Genomic DNA, 21,072 nt, shown 5'->3' with positions numbered 1-21,072 from the left:
AATCCGCCGCGGCGGTAACGCTTTTGCCGATAACAGGGGAGAGAGACATCATGCAGGAAACGACAATCGAGGCGCGTCTGGCTGAGCTGGAAAGCCGACTGGCCTTCCAGGAAATCACCATTGATGACCTCAACCAGACGGTCACTGCCCATGAAATGGAAATGGCCAAACTGCGCGAGCATCTGCGCCTGCTGACGGAAAAGCTGAAAGCCAGCCAGCCGTCAAATATCGCGTCTCAATCCGAAGAGACGCCGCCGCCCCATTATTGAGGCGTAAAAAAAGCGGGTTTCCCCGCTTTTTTTGTGCCGGATAATGACGTCAACGTCTTATCCGGCCTGCCGTAGGCCTGATAAGCGCAGCGCCATCAGGCAAACAGACGGCTTAGTGGCAACCGCAGCCGCCGTTGCCTTTACCGCCACCGCCGCAGCAGCCTTCGCCGCCGTGGTCGTGACCGTGGTCATGGCCGTGACCACCACAGCAGCCATCTTCACCGTGATCGTGGTGATGATCGTGCGCACCGTGTACGTGGCCGTGAGCCAGTTCTTCTTCGGTTGCTTCACGGATAGCGACAACTTCCACGTTGAACTTCAGGTTCTGGCCAGCCAGCATGTGGTTGCCGTCAACCACAACGTGATCGTCTTCCACTTCGGTGATTTCAACCGGAACCGGACCCTGGTCGGTTTCTGCCAGGAAGCGCATGCCAACCTGCAGTTCGTCAACACCCATGAACACGTCTTTAGGAACGCGCTGCACCAGGTTTTCATCATACTGACCGTAAGCGTCGTTAGCTTGAACAGCAACGTCGAATTTATCACCCACTTCGTGACCGTCCAGCGCGTTTTCCAGGCCGGAGATCAGGGAACCGTGACCATGCAGGTAGTCCAGCGGAGCACTTACCGGAGACTCATCAACCAACACACCGTCTTCTGTACGTACCTGATAGGCCAGGCTGACCACCAGGTCTTTTGCTACTTTCATGATATCTCCTGAGCATGGGAATATTTTAGTGGCGCAGATTGTAGCGGAATTCTACACCCGTGTACCCATAAGCTTAAAAAAAGACAGCACGGATCGCTACTCCGGATGAAAAATACCGATCACTTGTTCCTCTTTGCGCACATGATCGCGCGCCTCTTTATCGGCCTCGCGCATCTGATGCCCGCACTTAACACATTCAACTACATCAATATTATTTTCGCGCCACATCGCCATCGAGTCCTGCGCCTGACACGACGGGCATTTTGCGCCCGCGATAAAACGTTTACGTACCGCCATGCTTCACCTTCTATTCAAATTCATCCCAGCCGTCCAGCTGCCGTCGCTCTTGCTGCATTTCACGCTGGAAGATCTCCTCCAGCTCGCGCCGCGCTTCCCGCACGCGCGAAATTTGTTGGGTGTCGCTGTGTACCGGCATGAGTTCACGCAACATACGCATATCCAGCCGCTTAAAATGCAGCTGCGCGCGCTGTGCCTGATGCGGATGCATACCGGTCGAGATAAGTGCCTTACGCCCCAGCTCAAGCGCGCTGGAGAAGGTCTCGCGGGAAAACTGTACCACGCCCGCCTGCAACAGTTCGTGCGCCTCCACACGTCCTCGCGCACGGGCCATAATTTTCAGGTGCGGGAAGTGCTGCTGGCAGATCTCCACCAGCTTCATGGTATCTTCCGGCTCGTTGCAGGTGATAACGATCGACTGCGCCTGCTCGGCCCCAGCTGAACGCAGCAGCTCAACCTGAGTCGCATCGCCGTAATACACCTTGTAGCCGTATTTACGCATCAACTTAACGGCGCTGATATCGCGCTCAAGTACGGTAATGCGCAGCTTGTTAGCCATCAGCAGGCGCCCTATTACCTGACCAAAACGACCAAAACCTACGACGATCACCTGCGGTTTATCGTCATCCACCCACGGCGCTTCATCCTCTTCTTCCGGCCCGTTAAAGCGGCGCGCCAGCACCCGGTCAACCACCTTCATCAACAGCGGTGTCGTCATCATTGATAGGGTGACGGTCACCAGCAGTAGCGACATCTGGTCGCCCTTAAAGACCTTAAACGACGATGCCGCGGAGAACAGCACAAAGGCAAACTCCCCGCCCTGGCTCAGCACGCCGGCAAACTGCATCCGCTCCGCGCTGCGCATCCCGTTAAGATGGGCCAATAGATACAGCACCATCGTTTTCACCGCTACCAGCAGCGTCACGCAGCCAATGACCAACAGCAGGTGGCTGTAAAGCACGCCGAGATTGAGCGACATGCCCACCGAAATAAAGAACAGGCCCAACAGCAGCCCTTTAAACGGCTCAATGGCGATTTCCAGCTCGTGACGGTATTCGCTTTCCGCCAGCAGCACGCCCGCAATAAAGGTCCCCAGGGCCATCGACAGCCCCAGCGCATCCATAAACAGCGCCGAGCCCAGCACCAACAGCAGCGTGGCGGCGGTAAACACCTCGCGCACGCCTGAGCTGGCAATAAAGCGGAATACCGGACGCAGCAGGTAGCGCCCACCGATCAGCATGCCGGCAAAAGCCAGCACCTTCAGCCCCACGGTCTGCCAGTTAAAATGCTCGTCACCGGCCCCCGCCAGCAGCGGCACCAGCGCCAGCGCCGGAATCACCGCCAAATCCTGAAACAGCAGCACCGAGAAGCCGAGCTGCCCCGCTTCGCTGCGATTCATGCCCTTTTCACGCATCAGCTGCAGGGCCATCGCCGTTGACGACATCGCCAGACCAATCCCGCCAATTGCCGCCGCCTGCCACGAGAAGTTAGTTAGCATCAGCAGACCGCCGAGGATTGCCGCGCTGAAAATAACCTGAGCGGCCCCGATGCCAAAAATGGGCCGCCGCAGCTGCCACAGCTTGGCCGGGTTCAGCTCCAGGCCGATGATAAACATCAGGAACACCACGCCCAGTTCAGAGAAATGGAGAATTTCGTCAACGTCGCTAATAAACCCGAGCCCCCAGGGGCCAATTGCTATCCCCGCCAGCAGGTAACCTAACACCGCACCGATCCCAAGCCGCGCTGCCAACGGCACCGCGGCGACCGCCGCAAAGAGGAACAGTACGCCCGCAAGCAATAAATCAGAGCCTTCCATCATCGCCCTCCTGCCGTTATCGGCGCCGCCAGCCAGTCGGCGTAGGCTTTCGCCTGGCTTGCCAGTTCATTAGGCGGCTGACGTCGCGCCCAATAAACAATTATCGGACTCATCCAGTGCATATGGCACATAGCGGCGGTGAGTTCAAACGGGCGCAGAATATCGCTCATCGGATAACGGTTGAGCCCGTCATGACGATAGGCGCTTTCCGGTTCACCGGTTGTGATAACGCTGCGCCAATACTTTCCTGCCAGCTGATTGCCACCAATACCGCTGGCAAAGCCGCGGCTGAGTACGCGGTCAAGCCACTCTTTGAGCAGCGCCGGGCAGCTGTAGGTATAAAGCGGGTGCTGGAAGACAATGACATCATGCTCGCGCAGCAGCGCCTGCTCGCGCGGGATATCAATAAAAAAATCAGGATAGTGCGCGTACAGATCGTGCACGGTCACGTTACTTAACTGCAAAGCCGGCTTGAGCAAAACCCGGTTAGCGACCGAGTCCTGTGATTCCGGATGGGCATAGATCAGCAATACTTTCGCCGTCTGCGTCATTATTCCCCTCCCGGGCGTCAATCACATCCTCTTTCGGGTCGCTAAACGCAACCTGAATGATTTTGTGTATAGTCATCGTTTTGGGCTACCATTGCGGCCCGGTCTAGCGATTCGCTTACCACATTACATTACCACAATGACAATTTAACATATTCAGAACATACGGCGCCTTATGATTGTTTTCTCCTCGTTACAAATTCGTCGCGGCGTGCGTGTCCTGCTGGATAACGCATCGGCCACCATCAACCCAGGGCAGAAAGTCGGCCTGGTGGGGAAAAACGGCTGTGGCAAATCCACGCTCCTCGCGCTGCTGAAAAACGAGATAAGCGCCGACGGCGGCAACTTTACCTATCCCAGCAGCTGGCAACTGGCGTGGGTAAACCAGGAAACCCCTGCGCTGCCTCAGCCCGCTCTGGACTATGTCATTGACGGTGACCGCGAATATCGCCAGCTTGAAGCTCAGCTCAACGATGCTAACGAACGCGATGATGGCCACGCCATTGCCACCGTTCACGGCAAGCTGGACGCGATTGACGCGTGGACTATCCGCTCTCGTGCCTCCAGCCTGCTGCACGGTCTGGGCTTCAGCAACGAACAGCTCGACCGCCCGGTCAGCGACTTCTCGGGCGGCTGGCGTATGCGCCTTAACCTGGCGCAGGCGCTGATTTGCCGCTCCGACCTGCTGCTGCTCGATGAACCGACTAACCACCTCGACCTTGATGCGGTGATCTGGCTGGAGAGATGGCTGAAGAGCTACCAGGGCACGCTGATTCTGATTTCCCACGACCGCGACTTCCTCGACCCGGTGGTGGACAAAATTATTCATATCGAACAAGAAACGATGTTCGAATACACCGGCAACTACAGCTCGTTTGAAGTACAGCGCGCGACGCGCCTGGCGCAGCAACAGGCGATGTACGAAAGCCAGCAGGAGCGCGTGGCGCATCTGCAAAGCTATATCGACCGTTTCCGTGCGAAGGCTACGAAGGCCAAGCAGGCACAGAGCCGTATCAAGATGCTTGAGCGTATGGAGCTAATTGCCCCGGCCCACGTCGATAACCCGTTCCACTTCAGCTTCCGCGCGCCGGAAAGCCTGCCGAACCCATTGCTGAAAATGGAAAAAGTCAGCGCGGGTTACGGCGATCGCACGATCCTCGAGTCGATCAAACTGAACCTGGTGCCGGGCTCGCGTATCGGCCTGCTGGGCCGCAACGGCGCGGGTAAATCGACGCTGATTAAGCTGCTGGCGGGCGAACTGGAGCCGCTGCACGGCGAAATCGGCCTCGCCAAAGGCATTAAGCTCGGTTACTTCGCCCAGCATCAGTTGGAATTCCTGCGCGCGGACGAATCGCCGTTGCAGCATCTGGCGCGTATGGCGCCACAGGAGCTGGAGCAGAAGCTACGCGACTACCTCGGCGGCTTCGGCTTCCAGGGCGACAAAGTGACCGAACACACCGCCCGTTTCTCTGGCGGCGAGAAAGCCCGTCTGGTGCTGGCGCTGATCGTCTGGCAGCGCCCGAACCTGCTGCTGCTCGATGAACCGACTAACCACCTGGATCTCGATATGCGCCAGGCGCTGACCGAAGCGCTGATCGATTTCGAAGGCGCGCTGGTCGTGGTCTCGCACGATCGCCACCTGATCCGCTCCACCACTGACGATCTGTATCTGGTGCACGACAAAAAGGTCGAGCCATTCGACGGCGACCTGGAAGATTATCAGCAGTGGCTGAGCGACGTGCAAAAACAGGAAAACCAGGCCGACGAAGCGCCAAAAGAAAACAACGCCAACAGCGCTCAATCGCGTAAAGACCAGAAGCGCCGTGAAGCCGAGCTACGCACGCTGACCCAGCCGCTGCGCAAAGAGATTACCCGCCTGGAAAAAGAGATGGAGAAACTCAATGCCCAGTTGGCGCAGGCGGAAGAAAAGCTGGGTGACAGCAGCCTTTACGATCCGAGCCGCAAAGCCGAAATGACCGAATGCCTGCAGCTTCAGGCCAGCGCCAAATCCGGGCTGGAGGAGTGCGAAATGGCGTGGCTGGAGGCGCAGGAGCAGCTCGAACAAATGATGCAAAACGACTGACAAGAAGGGCGGACGATGAACCTGTCAATCACCGACGACATTACCTTCCGCAAGCTCACCATCTTCATGACCTTTATGGAGAAGGGCAACATCGCCCGTACCGCTGAGGCGCTGAATATCAGCGGCGTCAGCGTGCACCGGGCGCTGCATACGCTGGAAGAGAACGTGCGTTGTCCGCTGTTCGTGCACAAAGGGCGTAATCTGCTTGCCCAACCGGCGGCGTGGACGCTGCTGGAATACTGTCAGGAAGTGACGCAACTGATGGAACGCGGGCTGGAAGAAGCTCGCAAAACGGCAGGCGTCGGACAAGGCCGTCTGCGCGTTGGCACGCTGTATTCGCTGACGCTGGAGACGGTGCCGCGGCTGATTATGGGGATGAAACTGCGTCGTCCGGATCTCGAGATGGATCTCACGATGGGTTCAAATGAAGCCCTGCTGAAGATGCTGGAAGACGGCACCCTCGATGCGATTCTGATCTCCATTTCAGAAAGCGAAATCGATCGTAACAGCCTGGAAGTACTGCCGCTGTTTCACGATGATATTTACCTTGCTGCGCCGATCACTTCGACATTGGATACGCATAAAACGGCGGATCTGCGCGATTATCGCAACGAGAAGTTTGTCTCACTGGCCGAAGGGTTCGCCACCTATGCCGGATTCCAGGAAGCGTTTCATATCGCCGGGTTCGAACCGGAAATTGTGACCCGCGTAAACGATATTTTCTCAATGCTGAGTCTGGTGCAGGCAGGCGTCGGGTTTACCCTGATGCCGGGGCGAATGAAAAAGATGTATGAAAATACGGTGCATCTGCAAAAACTGGCGGACCCGTATCAAATGCGGCAGCTGATTGCGATTGTCTTTGCCCGTAACCGCGAACGCGACCCTAGCTTGCTGGCGCTGGCCGCCGAAGGCCGCATGTATGCGCGTAGCCTCAACCCCAACGCCTGATTGCCGAATGGCGATGCTACCGGCCCACAAACGACACAGCCTGTAGGCCCGGTAAGCGCAGCGCCATCGGGCAATCACATCACGCACGAAGACGCTTCGCCAGGTGCACAGCCACATCCACGCCGCTGCGCTCCAGAGAAATAGACTCCCCTTCCCACGCCGCCTGACGCGTTAAGCAGGTCAGTATGCCACCGGGCGGCATTTCAATCGCCAGCCGTGCTTCACGTTCGTTGGCGGAAATCACCGCCTCCTGCCAGCGCACCGTGCGCGCCATATTCATCGCCAGATCGTCAGCAATACGTTCCGGCTGCCACAGCACGCGACCGGTGCTACCGCTCAGGTAGGCGTAGCGCGGGCGGGAAAGCGTCACATGGCTGAACGCCTCAACCAGCTTTTGCGCGGGCTCGGCCAACAGTGCACAATGCGACGGCACGCTCACCGCCAGGCGAGGCGCCTTACTGGCCCCTTTGGCCATCGCGCGTTTCGCTACTTCGGCCATCGCGTCATCAGGACCGGCAATCACTATCTGCGTTTCGGCGTTCAGGTTAGCGGTATAGGTTCCGCTGCCTTCGACCAGGCTTTCCACCTGACTCAGCGTTAGCCCCATGATTGCCGTCAGGCCGTAGCCGTGCGGGTAGGCCAGCTCCATTAAGTCACCGCGCAGCGCGACCAGCGTCAGCGCGTCGGCGAAGTCGAGCGCACCGGCAACCACCGCCGCCGGGTACGCGCCAATGGAGAGTCCACTGACGATATCAGGCGCTACGCCACGACGCTCTAGCTCGCGCGCCCATGCAACGCCAGCAATCAGCAGAGACAGTTGAACGGCTCGGGTATGTTTGAGCGCCTCAGGGGTATCCAGCGTATCAACCTCAGCGCCAAGCACCTCACGCGCCTGGGCCAGTTCCGTCCCCGGAAGGTTTTGCAGCATTCCTGCGTGCTGCGTCCCCTGCCCCGGGAAGGTAAACAGAATTTTCATCACTCCTCCCTGCCCCACGGGTCGCGAACCAACTGCGGCCCCTGCGAGGTTTTTAATAGTGCTTTTCCATCGCGCAGCCATTCATTGAGGGCAAAGCCGCCGCGCGGCGTATCCACCTGGGTATCCGCTCGGCAAAGTCCGGCGGTGAGCTGCTGCTGCCACGTTTCCAGCGCTTCACGGGAGAGCGGCTGCGGCGCGCGGATCAACAGATCCAGATCGCTTGCGGCATGGATAACCGGGATCCCGGTCGCCAGCGCATAGCCAGTACTGCCGGTAATCCCCCACGTCCACGGCCATGCCTGCTGCGCCAATAACAAAGCCACCTGAACCGGTGGCTGAGAGATAAAGGGCGAGCGCAGCAGCGACAGCGGGTCTACCAGCGATTCCGGCGAGCAGACGCGGACGACCGCCTCTGCTTTCACCCAACCGGCGGCGCGCTGGTCGCGCTTCATCCCGCGGACGCCCACCGGAATGCGCCCCTGCGCATCAACATCACGTCGCACCACTACCGGCAAGCCGCTATGCCAGACGGTATCCACCCAGGATTCCGTGACATCTTCAAGCGCGTCGCGCGCATTCAGCCAGATAAGGTCGTGTGGACGTAATGTTGTGCTCATGATTTAGATTCCTGAAGTCAGCGAGATAAACAGCGGCAGCGACAGGATACACAGTACGGAGCTCAACAGCAGCACGGCTTCTGCATCCGGCGACTGCACGCCAAAGCGGTTACCGAATACCACGCCGAAGAAACCGGCGGACAGCGCAATCATCAGGATCGCGGTAATCGCCACCGAGCCATGCAGGCCGAGAACAAGAACGATAGCCCAGGCAATCGCCGGTTGAATCAGCAGCTTAGCGAGGGTTGAGGTAATCACGACGGTGTTGATCTGCAATTTACGTGCAGACAGAATCACCCCGGTCAGGAACAGCGCAGCCGCGGTCGCAGACAGGCCCAGCGGTTTGATCGCCGCCAGCACCAGGTCCGGCATTTTGATGCCAATTGCGGAGAGAATAACCCCCAGCAGCGGGCCCATTACGATCGGTTTTTTAATTGAACGCCACATCAGTACCGGCAGCATAGACAGCGTAGAACCGGAGTTGCCACCTTCCGCACGCGCTTTTTCACGTTCCAGAATCAGCAGGCAGAACGGCGTCATCAACACAGAACCACAAGCGATGGAAACGGCAACGGAAAGCGATGTAGACGAGGTTTCACCCAGCACGCTCCCCAGAATCGGCAGGCCCAGCGCAGCGTAGTTTGGCAGCGCCACGGTCAGGGTCAGCACGGCGGCATCCTGCGGTGATTTATTGAACAACTTGGTCGCCATAAAGTAGATAGCGGCATAGGTAATCCACATCGCCAGCGTCAGCACCACAATCAGCGGTGACTGCGCCACGATGCCGGCCCACGGCGTTTGTACGGTAGCGCTAAACAGCGCGGCGGGCAACGCGAAGTCCATCACGAAGATATTGAGCAGGGAGACATTTTTGTTATCGACCATTTTGGCCTTCCCGGCCCAGAATCCCAGCAGCATGATGACGAAAATCGGAGCAAGAGCATGAACAATTACGTAAGTCATATTTCACCTGTAATGAAAAAAAGTTAGCACTGGCGCGATGATTATTATTTTTCAGATGCAAGTGCCCGCATGGGCGCTGGGAAGCGCCCATGGAGCCGTACATCCGGCAGGTCTCTTTTTTCTTACCAGCTTGCCCGCATGCGTTCGCGTACGAGGGCAGAGCTGCGGCGATTGTCAGCGCCCAGACGGCTTTTCAGCGTCGGGTCCTGACGAGCGTCTTTGATGGCCTGTTGCAAGGTGTTCACCACCAGCGTCAGATCGTTTGCAGATGGCGCATCCGGATTGCTGATATCCAGCAGATTTTCCAGCAGCCCCAGCGTGGCGTAGTTGCTGATGTCATACGCCATTGGCGGAATCGTCGCCGCCAGTTTTTCCAGCGCGTCAACGGTACGCAGGGTGATACGCGCCGCCGACTCTTTACCCATGGCGTGAATCAGCACGCCTTTGTCGTTGAAGGCGATCAGGCGATTCGCCTGGTAGCCGTGCGCCAGAAACGCACCGGACATCGCTTTACCGACAATCAGGCCAATCACCGGGTGACCTGCCAGGCGCGCGTTGGCATACGCCGCTGCGGCACCGGCCAGCGCCTGGTGAATACCGAAAGCTTCTTCACGGCGACCGTAGGCCTGGCTTGGTACATCAATCACCGCCACAATCGGACGTTTCACCGCTTTATCAGCGTCTGCGGCGATGGTTTCACTGACCACTTTTGCCAGCGTCCAGCCTTCCAGCAGACCGACTTCCCCTTTCGCTGCGCGCGGGAAGTGGTTATTGGCATCCGGCACCACGGCAACAAAACGCACCGTTTCACCGTTAAGTTCGCCGTCAGCAGCCTGCACAGACGGGCACAGCCCTTCGATTCGTTTGGCGTTCGGAACCAGCGTTTCCAGCCATAATTCGCCACGGCTCATTGCGTTACTCATCATTTCACCTCCCGGGCGAAGAGCGCATGAATCTGTTCGGTATCCGCCTGTTTGCGGGTATCGAAATTCGTCAGACGGTCGAGATACCAGGCATAGTTATCGGTGCGATGTTTCGCCGGAACGCCTTTCGCCAGCGCCTCATGCATCGCCGCTTTGACTGCGTTGACGCCGTCGCCAACCAGTGCTTCCACCAGGCCGCTTTGGTAGCGAATTTCGCCACCGGTCATGCTCCAGATAAACGGACGATCGCGGGAGTCATACTCTTCAATACCGGCTTCCTGTTCGATAACCTGCGGGCCGTTCAGGCCGAGACGCGCTTCGCGGGTCACAATCAGATAGCTACACAGCGCCGCCGCGATGGACATCCCACCGAAGCAGCCCACGGTACCGGCCACAATGCCAACCACCGGGGTATAACGACGCAGGTCAACAATCGCCGCGTGGATATCGGCAATCGCCGCCAGGCCCAGGTTCGCTTCTTGTAAACGTACGCCGCCGGTTTCCAGACTCAGAACGGCCTGCGTTGGGATGCCGTTGCGGTTATCTTCCGCCGCCAGCTCCAGCGCCGCCGCCATTTTGGCACCGGACACTTCGCCCATGCTGCCGCCCTGGAATGCGCCTTCAATCGCCACCACCACGGCCGGTTTGCCATTGATGGTGCCTTTTGCCACGACCATGCCGTCATCGGCCTGCGGAACGATGCCCTGCGCGCCCAGCCACGGCGACATCACGCCTTCAAACGGGTCGAGCAGTTCACGGTAGCTGCCTTCATCCAGCAGCGCATGCGCATGCTGGCGCGCTTTTAATTCGATAAAACTGCGGTCATCACGCATAGCTCACCTCTTCAAAAACCTGTTCGATACGGATGCGCGCCACGCCCGGCGTCGCGCCGAAGTCGTGGATGGTCAGCGTGCCAGCCGGCAGGCTGCTGACGGTTTGCAGACGGTTAATCAGCGCTTCCCAGCGGCTGCGGCTGTTATCGACAGAAGTGGTGATATCGACGGTTAACGTCTGGCCCTGGTCGGCGGTGAATAACACCTCCATATCCCCGGAGCCCACAACGCCTGCCAGCGCTTTACCGCGTAAGGTGCGGCTGGCCGGTACGGTTAACGTAATGTGTTCCATAACATCCTCTTAATGCTTTAAATAAGGCGATTCGATGCGATCGAGAAACAGGGTCGCGGCCAGCAGATCCGCCGCGCCGCCCGGCGAGGCGTTCAGCGCCAGCATGTGGCGATCGAGCGCGGCCAAGGCTTGTTGCCCTGCCGGATGGGCGCTGCCGCCGGCGCTGAGCACCGCACGTGCGCCGTCCTGCATAGCGTCCAGCCCTTCCAGACCCGCGCGCGACAAAACGCAGGTGTCGGTCAGCGAAGTCATGATCGCCATCAGCGCGTCGAGCCGGGCGTGCGTTTCGCTGCTGCCGTTAAGGCGGCTCAGCCGTAGCTGGGGCAGCGCACGCTGCATCACGTGTGGAAACGCCTGCTGCGCTTCTTCGCGCGCGCCGGGCACCTGATAACGATGCGTAGCGCGCAGCCCTTTACTGAAGACCTTCGGTGCGGCAGCATCGGGCAGCTTCGCCAGCTCGGCGGCGGTGGCCGCAACCTGCTGCGCACTGCCGGTACCGCCGTGCATGGCCACCGCGCTCACCAGCAGTCCCAGCGCCCAGATCGCGCCGCGGTGGGTGTTTACGCCGTCGGTAGCGGCCATCATCTGTTTCTCACCCGCACGGCCGAGTCGCCCTACGGTTTGTCTCAGCGCAATATCCGCCGGACGCTGCCAGCTTTGTTGCGCTAGCGCCTGAAACGTGGGGGTCAGGCTGTGCGCCGAACGCTCCATCAGCGCGAGCGATAAATCGTGGTGCGCGCCGTTCCCCCGACTGTCCACCAGACCGGGTTTCGGGCTTAATCGTGCTTCGTCAATCAGACACTGCGTGGCGGTTCGCGCCAGCCATTCGGCACCGCCTTCAACCTGAATCTGGGGCAGAAGTTTCATTACCAGCTCCGGAATTTCGCAGGTGGGTTGTACAGACCGCCAGACCATTCAACCAGGTCAGCAACGCTGCTGGCCGCCAGCAGAGAACGGGTCGCGTCGGTACGACGGATACCCATATCTTCCGGATAGACCACTTTGCCACTCTGACGCAGTTCAGCCACGCGTTTAGCATCAACGCCCAGGCCGATGTCGGTGATACCGGCAACCGCCGCCACCATCGCACGACGTTCTTCGAGATCTTTCGCACGATAGAGGTAAGCGATACCTTCTTCGGTCAGGACGTGGGTCACGTCGTCGCCGTAGATCATGACCGGCGCTAACGGCATGCCGGAGGCTTTCGCCACGTCAACCGCGTCCAGTTTTTCGACGAAGGTCGGTTTCGCGCCGGCCTGGAAGGTTTCGACCATCTGCACAACCAGTTTTTTACCGCGCTGCATGGGGTCTGGCTCAGTGATCATATTCAGCCACGCCGGTGTCGCATGACGACGACCGTGCGGGTCATGACCCATATTTGGCGCACCGCCGAATCCGGACAGACGACCGCGGGTCACGGTAGAGGAGTTGGCCAGGCCATCAACCTGAAGGGTTGAGCCGATGAACATATCGACCGCGTACTGCCCCGCCAGCTGACAGAAGGCGCGGTTAGAGCGCATAGAGCCGTCGGCACCGGTGAAGAACACGTCAGGACGGGCGCGGATGTATTCTTCCATCCCGAGCTCGCCGCCGAAGCAGTGCACGCTTTCTACCCAGCCGCTTTCAATCGCTGGAATTAGCGTCGGATGCGGGTTGAGCGTCCAGTGTTTACAGATTTTGCCGCGCAGGCCCAGCTGTTCGCCGTAGGTCGGCAGCAGCAGCTCGATGGCGGCGGTGTTAAAACCGATACCGTGGTTCAGGGACTGCACCTGGTGTTCGGCATAGATACCTTTGATGGCCATCATCGCCATCAGGATATGTTCCTGTTTGATCAGGCGCGGGTCACGGGTAAACAGCGGTTCGATAAAGAACGGCTTGTCGGCAACCACAACGTAGTCAATCCACGACCCAGGAATGTCGACGCGCGGCAGGTCGCACTCGTCGTCCACCAGCTCGTTAACCTGTGCGATAACGATGCCGTCGTGGAATGCGGCAGCTTCCACCAGCGCCGGGGTATCTTCGGTACTCGGCCCGGTGTAGAGGTTACCTTTACGGTCGGCTTTGTAGCCAGCGATCAGCGCCACGTTCGGGGCGAGGTCAACATACAGGCGGGAGTAAAGTTCGATGTAGGTATGGATGGCGCCGATTTCCAGCTGGCCATCCTCCAGCAGCTGCGAAATACGCAGGCTCTGGGTACCGGAGAAAGAGAAGTCGAGTTTACGCGCGATGCCCTTCTCGAAAATATCCAGATGCTCGCTGCGCCCGACGCTTGGCATAATCATGTGCAGGTTGTGCACAATCTGCGGGTTAACCTCAGCCAGCATGCGGGACAGGAAATCTGCCTGCTTCTGGTTATTGCCTTCTAATACCACGCGGTCACCCGGCGCGATCAGTTTTTCCAGCATCGCGGTCAGGTCTGCGGTCGGCAGAACCTTACCCTGCACCGGAACGGAAGCCAGACGGCGCTGTTTTTCCGTGCGGCGCGTGTTCCAGACGCGTGCTGGCGTTTGCCCAGATAACATTATTAACCTCCTGATTCAGCTAATCATTTTGATTGCTTAACACAGATAAGAGTGTGCACTCTGGTGAGAAAGTCATCAATTAAGCGTAGGAAAGAATCATTAGCTTGAGAGTAATAATTGAAGTAACAATTTGTGAGGAGGATCAGACTCCAAAGGGATAAAAAGCGCTACGCATGCCTCATTTTCATAAACACAAGGGCAAAGTGACGGTATAGTAGGCGGCAGATTAACGAGTAAACATCGCGTAGCCATGACTGAAACCACCCACCACGACCTCAACATCGACACCTGCAGCAGCGCCACCTTCGTGCCGATGCGCGGCGTCAGCAATCGCCATCTGCAAACGATGCTGCCGCGCCTTATTCGCCGTAAGCTGCAGTTCACGCCGCACTGGCAGCGTCTTGAGCTGCCGGACGGCGACTTTGTCGATCTGGCGTGGAGTGAAGACCCGCAGGCCGCGCGCCATAAACCGCGCCTGGTGGTGTTCCATGGGCTGGAGGGCAGCCTGTACAGCCCGTATGCTCACGGTTTAATTAATGCGGCAAAAGAACAGGGCTGGTTGGGCGTCGTGATGCACTTTCGCGGCTGCAGCGGCGAGCCCAACCGCCTGAACCGTATCTATCACTCCGGTGAAACGGAAGATGGCACTTGGTTCCTGCACTGGCTGGCGCGCGAATACGGCCATGTGCCGACCGCAGCGGTGGGCTATTCGCTGGGCGGCAATATGCTCGCCTGCCTGCTGGCGAAAGAAGGTGATAACGTCCCGGTGGATGCCGCGGCGATCGTCTCAGCGCCGTTTATGCTGGAAGCCTGTAGTTATCATATGGATAAGGGCTTTTCCCGCGTCTACCAGCGCTACCTGCTCAATCTGCTCAAGGGCAACGCGGCCCGCAAGCTCAAGGCCTATCCCGGCTCGCTGCCGGTAGATTTACGCCAGCTGAAAAGCATGCGTCGCATCCGCGAGTTTGACGACTCGATTACCTCAAAAATTCACGGCTTCGCCGATGCCATTGACTACTATCGTCAATGCAGCGCGATGCCTATCTTAAGCAAAATCACCAAGCCGACGCTGATCATCCACGCTAAGGACGATCCGTTTATGGATCATCATTCTATTCCCGCCCAGGAAGAGCTGCCGGATAACGTCGAGTATCAGTTGACCGAGCACGGCGGGCACGTGGGCTTTATCGGTGGGACTCTCCGCCACCCGGAAATGTGGCTGGAGAAACGCATCCCCACCTGGCTGATGCGCTGGCTGGGGACGAAAGGATGATCATTCCATGGCAGGACCTCGACCCGCAAACGCTGGATAACCTGATTGAAAGCTTTGTCTTGCGCGAAGGCACTGATTATGGTGAATATGAGCGTTCACTTGCGCAAAAGGTCGCCGACGTCAAACAGCAGCTACAAACAGGCGAAGCGGTGCTGGTCTGGTCAGAACTTCACGAGACCGTCAATATCATGCCCCGTAACCAATTCCGCGGTTAACTATACTAGTGACAGGAAGCACGCTGCTTGCTGTCACGTATTCAGGGAGTTATTCGCATGTCTGCCAAACACCCGGTTATTGCCGTTACCGGCTCCAGCGGAGCGGGTACGACCACCACCAGCCTCGCATTCCGTAAAATCTTCGCCCAGCTTAACCTGCGATCCGCCGAGGTCGAAGGTGACAGCTTCCACCGCTATACACGCCCGGAAATGGACATGGCGATCCGCAAGGCCCGCGATCTGGGCCGCCATATCAGCTACTTCGGTCCGGATGCCAATGACTTTGGTCTGCTGGAACAGACTTTTCGCGATTACGGCCTGACCGGTAAAGGGAAGTCGCGCAAATACCTGCACACCTACGACGAAGCGGTACCGTGGAACCAGGTGCCCGGCACGTTCACACCCTGGCAGCCCCTGCCGGAGCCTACCGACGTGCTATTCTACGAAGGGCTCCACGGCGGCGTGGTGACGCCGCAGCACGACGTGGCCCGCCACGTGGATCTGCTGGTCGGCGTGGTGCCGATCGTAAACCTTGAGTGGATCCAGAAGATGATTCGCGACACCAGCGAACGCGGCCACTCGCGCGAAGCGGTCATGGACTCGGTGGTGCGCTCAATGGAAGACTACATCAACTACATCACCCCGCAGTTTTCACGCACACACATCAACTTCCAGCGCGTGCCCACGGTCGACACGTCTAACCCCTTCGCCGCGAAAAGTATTCCATCGCTGGACGAGAGCTTTGTGGTGATTCACTTCCGTAATCTTAAAAACATCGACTATCCGTGGCTGCTGGCCATGCTTCAGGGATCGTTTATTTCGCATATGAATACGCTGGTCGTTCCCGGCGGGAAGATGGGGCTGGCAATGGAATTGATTATGACGCCGCTGGTGCAGCGTTTAATGGAAGGCCGCAACTAAACCTTAAGCCTGATGGTGCTTCGCTTATCAGGCCTACAGGATATTGCGAAACGAGTAGGTCGGGTAAGGCGTAGCCGCCACCCGACAGTCGCACGGCATACGCCCTTGTTAAGGGTTTACCCCTCAATCACTTCGTAAGAGTGGGTGATATTCACCGCTTTTTCGAGCATCAACGCAACCGAACAGTATTTCTCCGCCGACAGATCGACCGCACGAGATACCGCCGCATCCTTCAGCGCTTTACCGGTGACAATGAAGTGCAGATTAATATGGGTAAACAGTCGCGGCGCTTCTTCACGGCGCTCGGACGTCAGCTTCACTTCACAATCGGTGACGTCATTACGGCCCTTTTGCAGAATAGACACCACGTCGATAGCACTACAGCCACCAGCGGCCATCAGCACGACTTCCATCGGGCTTGGCGCTTTATCGCCAGAGTTGCCGTCCATCAGAATCTGGTGGCCGGAAGCGGACTCGCCAAGGAAGGTTAACCCTTCAACCCATTTCACACGCGCTTGCATAATTTTTAACTCCGAGGTTGCAATATTCTTCTCAGATTACGCGCACATAACAATTCTCGCAATGGAAGGCGATCGCCGTCATGCTGAAGCGAGACACCAGGAGACACACGGCGAAAGCTATGCTAAAACAGTCAGGATGCTACGGTAATACATAAACGTACTGCATGTATGCAGAGGACATCACATTACAGGCTGCGGCGTAACTCGACAGCCGACTTCCCAGGTAACGGGAAGGATACTATTGCAACCGGTGGCCGTCAGGTTTTTGCCGCCGGGAAGAGCTTATAACAGAGGATAACCGCGCATGGTGCTTGGCAAACCGCAAACAGACCCGACTCTCGAATGGTTCTTGTCTCATTGCCATATTCATAAGTACCCCTCGAAGAGCACGCTGATTCACCAGGGTGAAAAAGCAGAGACGCTGTATTACATCGTAAAAGGCTCAGTGGCAGTTCTCATCAAGGACGAAGAAGGCAAAGAGATGATCCTCTCTTACCTCAACCAGGGCGATTTTATCGGCGAGTTAGGCCTGTTTGAAGAAGGCCAGGAACGCAGCGCGTGGGTACGGGCAAAAACCGCTTGTGAAGTGGCTGAAATCTCTTATAAAAAATTCCGTCAGCTGATCCAGGTTAACCCGGACATTCTGATGCGTCTCTCTTCGCAAATGGCGCGTCGTCTGCAGGTTACCTCTGAGAAAGTCGGCAACCTGGCGTTCCTCGATGTGACGGGTCGTATCGCGCAGACTCTGCTGAACCTGGCCAAACAGCCGGATGCGATGACCCACCCGGACGGCATGCAGATCAAAATTACCCGTCAGGAAATCGGTCAGATCGTGGGCTGCTCCCGTGAAACCGTGGGCCGTATCCTGAAGATGCTGGAAGATCAAAACCTGATCTCCGCACACGGCAAAACCATTGTCGTTTACGGTACCCGCTAATCCAGCCTAAACGGCGTATTGCCAGGCAATACGCCGCTTTTGTTTTCCCCTATGTGGCGCAGGCTGATTTACCACCCAGAAATCAACTATGCACTACGGCAAACGCTGGTGCTGTGTTTGCCCGTGGCTATTGGCCTGCTTTTCGGCCATCTTCAGCAGGGCCTGCTGTTCTCGCTGGTGCCCGCCTGCTGCAACATCGCCGGTCTCGACACCCCACATAAGCGCTTTTTCAAACGCCTGATTATCGGCGGCAGCCTGTTTGCCGGGTGCAGCCTTGCCGTGCAGCTGCTGCTGGCGCGCGACGTTCCCCTGCCGCTGATCCTGAGCGGGCTAGCGCTGCTGCTGGGCGTAACGGCGGAGATCAGCGCGCTGCACGGGCGGCTACTGCCCGCCTCGCTGATCGCCGCCATTTTTACGCTCAGCCTGGCCGGCAATATGCCCATCTGGCAGCCGCTGCTCATCTACGCGCTGGGCACCCTGTGGTACGGATTATTCAACTGGTGGTGGTTCTGGATATGGCGCGAACAGCCGCTGCGTGAATCGTTAAGCCTGCTCTACCGTCAGTTGGCCGACTATTGCGAAGCAAAATATAGTCTGCTGACGCAGCATACCGACCCCAGCAGCGCACTCCCGCCACTGCTCACTCGCCAGCAAAAGGTGGTGGATCTCATTTCCCAGTGCTACCAGCAGCTGCATATGCTGGCTGCTAACCAACATAACGACTACAAGCGGCTGCTGCGTGCTTTCCAGATGGGGCTGGATTTGCAGGAACATATCTCCGTTAGCCTGCACCAGCCGGAAGAGGTCCAGAAGCTGGTTGAACAAAGCCACGCCGAAGCGGTGATCCGCTGGAACGCGCAGACCGTTTCCGCGCGCCTGCGCGTGCTGGCGGACGATCTTCTCTATCATCGCTACCCCACGCGCTTCACGATGGACAAACAGATTGGCGCGCTGGATAAAATTGCCCGCCAGCATCCGGATAACCCGGTCGGCCAGTTTTGCGCCTGGCACTTCAGCCGTATTGCCCGCGTACTGCGTAGCCAGCGCCCACTTTACCCACGTAATCTGATGGCCGACAAAGAGCGCCGCCTGCCGCTCATCCCGGCGTTAAAAAGCTATCTGTCGCTGAAGTCGCCCGCGCTGCGCAACGCCGCACGCCTCAGCGTCATGTTAAGCATTGCCAGCCTGATGGGGATGGCGCTGCATCTGCCGAAACCCTACTGGATCCTGATGACGGTCCTGCTGGTCACGCAAAACGGCTACGGCGCTACGCGCGTAAGGATTTTCCATCGTGCGGCAGGGACTCTGGCCGGGCTGGTCATCGCCGCTATCGCCCTACACTTCCACACGCCACAAGGGTGGGCGCTGGCTGGGATGCTGATCGTGACGCTGGTAAGCTACTTGATTATTCGCCGCAGCTACGGCTGGGCCACCGTGGGCTTCACGATTACGGCGGTGTATACCTTGCAGCTTCTGACGCTCAACGGCGAAGAGTTTATTATCGCCCGCTTTATCGACACCCTGATCGGCTGCCTGATTGCCTTTGGTGGGATGATCTGGCTGTGGCCGCAGTGGCAGAGCGGCCAGCTGCGTCAGAACGCTCAGGCGGCGCTGGAGGCTGACCAGGAGGCCATTCGTCTGATCCTCAGCCCCGACCCGCAGGCGCCTAAGCTTGCCTATCAGCGCATGCGCGTCAACCAGGCGCACAATACGCTGTACAACACCCTCAACCAGGCCATGCAGGAACCGGGATTTAACTCTCGCTATCTCGAAGACATGAAGCTGTGGGTCACCCACAGCCAGTTTATCGTCGAGCACATCAACGCCATGACGACCCTGGCACGCGAGCACAACATGCTGACGCCGGATCTGGCCCAACGCTATCTGGAGTCGTGTGAAATCGCGCTCCAGCGCTGTCAGCAGCGTCTGGAATACGATGAGGCGGGAAGCAGCGGCGAGGTGAACATTATGGAAGCGCCGGACGCGCTGTCCCACGGGCCGTTGAGCACCATGGAACAGCATCTCCAGCGTATTTTAGGGCACTTAAGCACCATGCACACCATCTCGTCGGTGGCCTGGCGCCAGCGCCCGCGGCACGGCGGCTGGTTGAAACGGCAGTCTAGCTGATCAATGCTGCCACGGCTTGTGCAAAGCGCTGCATACCGTCGTCGATATCCTGTTCTTCCACCACCAGAGATGGCGCAAAGCGCATCACGTCCGGGCCCGCATTCAGCACCATCACGCCAGCATCCGCCGCAGCATACAGGAAGTCGCGCGCGCGGCCTTTATACTTCGCGTTCAGTTCTGCACCTATCAGCAGACCCATGCCGCGCACATCGCTGAAGACATCGTACTTCGCGTTAATGTGCTGCAGATGCTGAACAAAGCGCTCACGTTTAGCATTCACGCCGTTAAGGACTTCGGGGGTGTTAATGATATCGAAGGCCGCCCCGGCCACGGCACAGGCCAGCGGGTTACCGCCGTAGGTGGAACCGTGTGACCCCACGTGGAAGGCACTGGCAATCTCTTCGGTGGTGAGCATAGCGCTGACCGGGAAACCGCCGCCCAACGCCTTGGCGCTGGTCAGAATATCCGGCGTCACGCCGTAGTGCATGTAAGCGAACAGCGAGCCGGTACGGCCCATGCCGCTCTGCACTTCATCAAACACCAACAGCGCCTGGTGCTTATCGCACAGCGCGCGCAGGCCTTTGAGGAATTCTGGCGTTGCCGCCAGTACGCCGCCTTCACCCTGAATAGGCTCGACCACGACCGCGCAGGTATGATCGTCCATTACCGCTTCTACCGCATGCAGATCGTTAAACGGTACGTGGACAATATCGGCCGGTTTCGGGCCAAAACCATCGGAATACTTCGGCTGACCGCCCACGGAAACGGTGAACAACGAACGTCCGTGGAACGCGTTATGGAAGGCAATAATTTTGGTTTTGTACGGGCTATGGCGGGTAGACGCGTAGTAACGCGCCAGCTTAAAGGCGGTTTCGTTGGCTTCCGTTCCGGAATTCATGAATACCACACGTTCCGCGAAGGTAGCATCCACCAGCTTCTGCCCCAGGCGCAGCGCCGGTTCGTTAGTAAACACGTTGCTGGTATGCCACAGGGTTTCACCCTGGGTTTTCAGCGCGTCCACCAGTGCCGGATGACAGTGGCCCAGCGCCGTCACCGCAATACCGCCTGCAAAATCAACGTACTCTTTGCCTTGCTGATCCCAGACGCGGCTGCCCTTGCCCTTCACCGGAATAAACTCGGCCGGTGCATAAATTGGCAAAATGACCTGATCGAAGGTCGCGCGGGTGATCGCAGGTTGTTTGGTTACCATGTCATGCCCTTCTTCAACGATGCAGCAATGATTGTGAGAATCTATCCACAAAATATGCATAAAAAATCACAT

At 58.0% G+C, this 21,072-nt stretch carries 22 protein-coding genes; 8 read left to right on the top strand and 14 right to left on the bottom strand.

Annotation, left to right across the window (positions count from 1 at the left end; all coding sequences use genetic code 11):
• Positions 1-50 precede the first annotated feature (50 nt).
• Positions 51-269, top strand: coding sequence for a protein SlyX (locus H7R56_RS02310; protein ID WP_106925167.1), 219 nt, complete (start codon positions 51-53; stop codon positions 267-269).
• 112 nt (positions 270-381) lie between these two features.
• Here the strand turns inward: H7R56_RS02310 and slyD are convergent, their stop codons facing one another.
• The 4 genes from slyD to kefG all read right to left on the bottom strand — a co-directional run bounded on the left by slyD (position 382) and on the right by kefG (position 3,645).
• Entirely contained in the window at positions 382-978 is a 597-nt protein-coding gene (gene slyD / locus H7R56_RS02305) for a peptidylprolyl isomerase (protein ID WP_106925166.1), read from the bottom strand.
• A gap of 96 nt (positions 979-1,074) precedes the next feature.
• Entirely contained in the window at positions 1,075-1,275 is a 201-nt protein-coding gene (locus H7R56_RS02300) for a YheV family putative zinc ribbon protein (protein ID WP_106925165.1), read from the bottom strand.
• A gap of 10 nt (positions 1,276-1,285) precedes the next feature.
• Complete coding sequence (gene kefB / locus H7R56_RS02295; RefSeq protein WP_106925164.1) at positions 1,286-3,091, bottom strand: glutathione-regulated potassium-efflux system protein KefB; 1,806 nt, start codon at positions 3,089-3,091, stop codon at positions 1,286-1,288.
• Positions 3,091-3,645 carry a glutathione-regulated potassium-efflux system ancillary protein KefG gene (kefG, locus tag H7R56_RS02290; RefSeq protein ID WP_106925196.1) on the bottom strand — a complete coding sequence of 185 codons (555 nt, stop codon included), beginning with the start codon at positions 3,643-3,645 and terminating at the stop codon, positions 3,091-3,093. Before kefG ends, kefB begins: the two co-directional genes overlap by 1 nt.
• 169 nt (positions 3,646-3,814) lie before the next feature.
• On the opposite strand from kefG, the gene H7R56_RS02285 reads away from it, so the two are divergent.
• Both H7R56_RS02285 and H7R56_RS02280 read left to right on the top strand, forming a co-directional pair.
• Entirely contained in the window at positions 3,815-5,722 is a 1,908-nt protein-coding gene (locus H7R56_RS02285; protein ID WP_106925163.1) for an ABC transporter ATP-binding protein, read from the top strand.
• Between the two features lie 15 nt (positions 5,723-5,737).
• A complete protein-coding gene (locus H7R56_RS02280; RefSeq protein ID WP_106925162.1) occupies positions 5,738-6,670 on the top strand; it encodes a LysR family transcriptional regulator in 933 nt (310 codons plus the stop codon).
• Between the two features lie 79 nt (positions 6,671-6,749).
• On the opposite strand, the gene mdcH is transcribed toward H7R56_RS02280, so the two are convergent.
• The 8 genes from mdcH to mdcA all read right to left on the bottom strand — a co-directional run bounded on the left by mdcH (position 6,750) and on the right by mdcA (position 13,796).
• Positions 6,750-7,646 (bottom strand): malonate decarboxylase subunit epsilon, encoded by an 897-nt coding sequence (mdcH, locus tag H7R56_RS02275; RefSeq protein ID WP_182928504.1) that lies wholly within the window; start codon positions 7,644-7,646, stop codon positions 6,750-6,752.
• Positions 7,646-8,263 carry a malonate decarboxylase holo-ACP synthase gene (locus H7R56_RS02270; RefSeq protein ID WP_035894378.1) on the bottom strand — a complete coding sequence of 206 codons (618 nt, stop codon included), beginning with the start codon at positions 8,261-8,263 and terminating at the stop codon, positions 7,646-7,648. The genes mdcH and H7R56_RS02270 overlap by 1 nt, the downstream gene beginning before the upstream one ends.
• 3 nt (positions 8,264-8,266) lie before the next feature.
• Positions 8,267-9,226, bottom strand: a complete 960-nt coding sequence (locus H7R56_RS02265) for an AEC family transporter (protein ID WP_106925160.1) — start codon at positions 9,224-9,226, stop codon at positions 8,267-8,269.
• Positions 9,227-9,348: 122 nt separating this feature from the next.
• Complete coding sequence (gene mdcE, locus H7R56_RS02260) at positions 9,349-10,149, bottom strand: biotin-independent malonate decarboxylase subunit gamma (RefSeq protein WP_106925159.1); 801 nt, start codon at positions 10,147-10,149, stop codon at positions 9,349-9,351.
• A complete protein-coding gene (locus H7R56_RS02255) occupies positions 10,149-10,982 on the bottom strand; it encodes a biotin-independent malonate decarboxylase subunit beta (RefSeq protein ID WP_182928503.1) in 834 nt (277 codons plus the stop codon). The genes mdcE and H7R56_RS02255 overlap by 1 nt, the downstream gene beginning before the upstream one ends.
• Positions 10,975-11,274, bottom strand: coding sequence for a malonate decarboxylase acyl carrier protein (gene mdcC, locus H7R56_RS02250; protein WP_106925157.1), 300 nt, complete (start codon positions 11,272-11,274; stop codon positions 10,975-10,977). Before mdcC ends, H7R56_RS02255 begins: the two co-directional genes overlap by 8 nt.
• A 9-nt stretch (positions 11,275-11,283) precedes the next feature.
• A complete protein-coding gene (locus tag H7R56_RS02245) occupies positions 11,284-12,141 on the bottom strand; it encodes a triphosphoribosyl-dephospho-CoA synthase (RefSeq protein ID WP_106925156.1) in 858 nt (285 codons plus the stop codon).
• Positions 12,141-13,796, bottom strand: a complete 1,656-nt coding sequence (mdcA, locus tag H7R56_RS02240; protein WP_106925155.1) for a malonate decarboxylase subunit alpha — start codon at positions 13,794-13,796, stop codon at positions 12,141-12,143. The genes H7R56_RS02245 and mdcA overlap by 1 nt, the downstream gene beginning before the upstream one ends.
• Before the next feature lie 250 nt (positions 13,797-14,046).
• Between mdcA and H7R56_RS02235 the strand changes: the two genes are divergently transcribed.
• Genes H7R56_RS02235 through H7R56_RS02225 form a run of 3 tightly spaced genes read left to right on the top strand, consistent with a single transcriptional unit; the run spans position 14,047 to position 16,205 of the window.
• Positions 14,047-15,069, top strand: coding sequence for a hydrolase (locus H7R56_RS02235; protein ID WP_106925154.1), 1,023 nt, complete (start codon positions 14,047-14,049; stop codon positions 15,067-15,069).
• The gene (locus H7R56_RS02230) at positions 15,066-15,284 is read left to right on the top strand and encodes a YheU family protein (protein WP_106925153.1); all 219 of its coding nucleotides are present in this window, start codon (positions 15,066-15,068) and stop codon (positions 15,282-15,284) included. Before H7R56_RS02235 ends, H7R56_RS02230 begins: the two co-directional genes overlap by 4 nt.
• A gap of 57 nt (positions 15,285-15,341) precedes the next feature.
• Positions 15,342-16,205: a phosphoribulokinase gene (locus tag H7R56_RS02225; RefSeq protein ID WP_106925152.1), complete on the top strand. Its 864-nt coding sequence runs from the start codon at positions 15,342-15,344 to the stop codon at positions 16,203-16,205.
• 116 nt (positions 16,206-16,321) lie between these two features.
• On the opposite strand, the gene H7R56_RS02220 is transcribed toward H7R56_RS02225, so the two are convergent.
• Positions 16,322-16,726, bottom strand: a complete 405-nt coding sequence (locus H7R56_RS02220) for an OsmC family protein (RefSeq protein WP_035894387.1) — start codon at positions 16,724-16,726, stop codon at positions 16,322-16,324.
• A 304-nt stretch (positions 16,727-17,030) separates the two neighbouring features.
• Between H7R56_RS02220 and crp the strand changes: the two genes are divergently transcribed.
• Together crp and H7R56_RS02210 are read left to right on the top strand one after the other, a co-directional pair.
• Entirely contained in the window at positions 17,031-17,663 is a 633-nt protein-coding gene (crp, locus tag H7R56_RS02215; RefSeq protein WP_000242758.1) for a cAMP-activated global transcriptional regulator CRP, read from the top strand.
• 51 nt (positions 17,664-17,714) lie between these two features.
• Positions 17,715-19,790 carry a YccS/YhfK family putative transporter gene (locus H7R56_RS02210; RefSeq protein WP_106925151.1) on the top strand — a complete coding sequence of 692 codons (2,076 nt, stop codon included), beginning with the start codon at positions 17,715-17,717 and terminating at the stop codon, positions 19,788-19,790.
• Here H7R56_RS02210 and argD read toward each other — a convergent pair.
• Complete coding sequence (gene argD, locus H7R56_RS02205) at positions 19,783-21,000, bottom strand: bifunctional acetylornithine/succinyldiaminopimelate transaminase (protein ID WP_106925150.1); 1,218 nt, start codon at positions 20,998-21,000, stop codon at positions 19,783-19,785. The two genes, H7R56_RS02210 and argD, sit on opposite strands and share 8 nt — an antisense overlap.
• Positions 21,001-21,072: the final 72 nt, after the last annotated feature.

Source organism: Klebsiella sp. WP3-W18-ESBL-02 (assembly GCF_014168815.1).
GTDB lineage: Bacteria > Pseudomonadota > Gammaproteobacteria > Enterobacterales > Enterobacteriaceae > Kluyvera > Kluyvera ascorbata_B.
Note: the sequence above shows the minus strand (reverse complement) of the source record. Positions and strands in the feature narration are given on the sequence as shown.

Coding starts and splice junctions, on each gene's coding strand:
- H7R56_RS02230 (WP_106925153.1), top strand. CDS start 15,066: ATGATCATTCCATGGCAGGACCTCGACCCGCAAACGCTGGATAACCTG.
- mdcE (WP_106925159.1), bottom strand. CDS start 10,149: ATGAGTAACGCAATGAGCCGTGGCGAATTATGGCTGGAAACGCTGGTT.
- kefB (WP_106925164.1), bottom strand. CDS start 3,091: ATGGAAGGCTCTGATTTATTGCTTGCGGGCGTACTGTTCCTCTTTGCG.
- mdcA (WP_106925155.1), bottom strand. CDS start 13,796: ATGTTATCTGGGCAAACGCCAGCACGCGTCTGGAACACGCGCCGCACG.
- H7R56_RS02220 (WP_035894387.1), bottom strand. CDS start 16,726: ATGCAAGCGCGTGTGAAATGGGTTGAAGGGTTAACCTTCCTTGGCGAG.
- crp (WP_000242758.1), top strand. CDS start 17,031: ATGGTGCTTGGCAAACCGCAAACAGACCCGACTCTCGAATGGTTCTTG.
- H7R56_RS02225 (WP_106925152.1), top strand. CDS start 15,342: ATGTCTGCCAAACACCCGGTTATTGCCGTTACCGGCTCCAGCGGAGCG.
- mdcC (WP_106925157.1), bottom strand. CDS start 11,274: ATGGAACACATTACGTTAACCGTACCGGCCAGCCGCACCTTACGCGGT.
- H7R56_RS02280 (WP_106925162.1), top strand. CDS start 5,738: ATGAACCTGTCAATCACCGACGACATTACCTTCCGCAAGCTCACCATC.
- slyD (WP_106925166.1), bottom strand. CDS start 978: ATGAAAGTAGCAAAAGACCTGGTGGTCAGCCTGGCCTATCAGGTACGT.
- argD (WP_106925150.1), bottom strand. CDS start 21,000: ATGGTAACCAAACAACCTGCGATCACCCGCGCGACCTTCGATCAGGTC.
- H7R56_RS02310 (WP_106925167.1), top strand. CDS start 51: ATGCAGGAAACGACAATCGAGGCGCGTCTGGCTGAGCTGGAAAGCCGA.
- H7R56_RS02235 (WP_106925154.1), top strand. CDS start 14,047: ATGACTGAAACCACCCACCACGACCTCAACATCGACACCTGCAGCAGC.
- H7R56_RS02300 (WP_106925165.1), bottom strand. CDS start 1,275: ATGGCGGTACGTAAACGTTTTATCGCGGGCGCAAAATGCCCGTCGTGT.
- H7R56_RS02210 (WP_106925151.1), top strand. CDS start 17,715: ATGTGGCGCAGGCTGATTTACCACCCAGAAATCAACTATGCACTACGG.
- H7R56_RS02265 (WP_106925160.1), bottom strand. CDS start 9,226: ATGACTTACGTAATTGTTCATGCTCTTGCTCCGATTTTCGTCATCATG.
- H7R56_RS02270 (WP_035894378.1), bottom strand. CDS start 8,263: ATGAGCACAACATTACGTCCACACGACCTTATCTGGCTGAATGCGCGC.
- H7R56_RS02285 (WP_106925163.1), top strand. CDS start 3,815: ATGATTGTTTTCTCCTCGTTACAAATTCGTCGCGGCGTGCGTGTCCTG.
- mdcH (WP_182928504.1), bottom strand. CDS start 7,646: ATGAAAATTCTGTTTACCTTCCCGGGGCAGGGGACGCAGCACGCAGGA.
- H7R56_RS02255 (WP_182928503.1), bottom strand. CDS start 10,982: ATGCGTGATGACCGCAGTTTTATCGAATTAAAAGCGCGCCAGCATGCG.
- H7R56_RS02245 (WP_106925156.1), bottom strand. CDS start 12,141: ATGAAACTTCTGCCCCAGATTCAGGTTGAAGGCGGTGCCGAATGGCTG.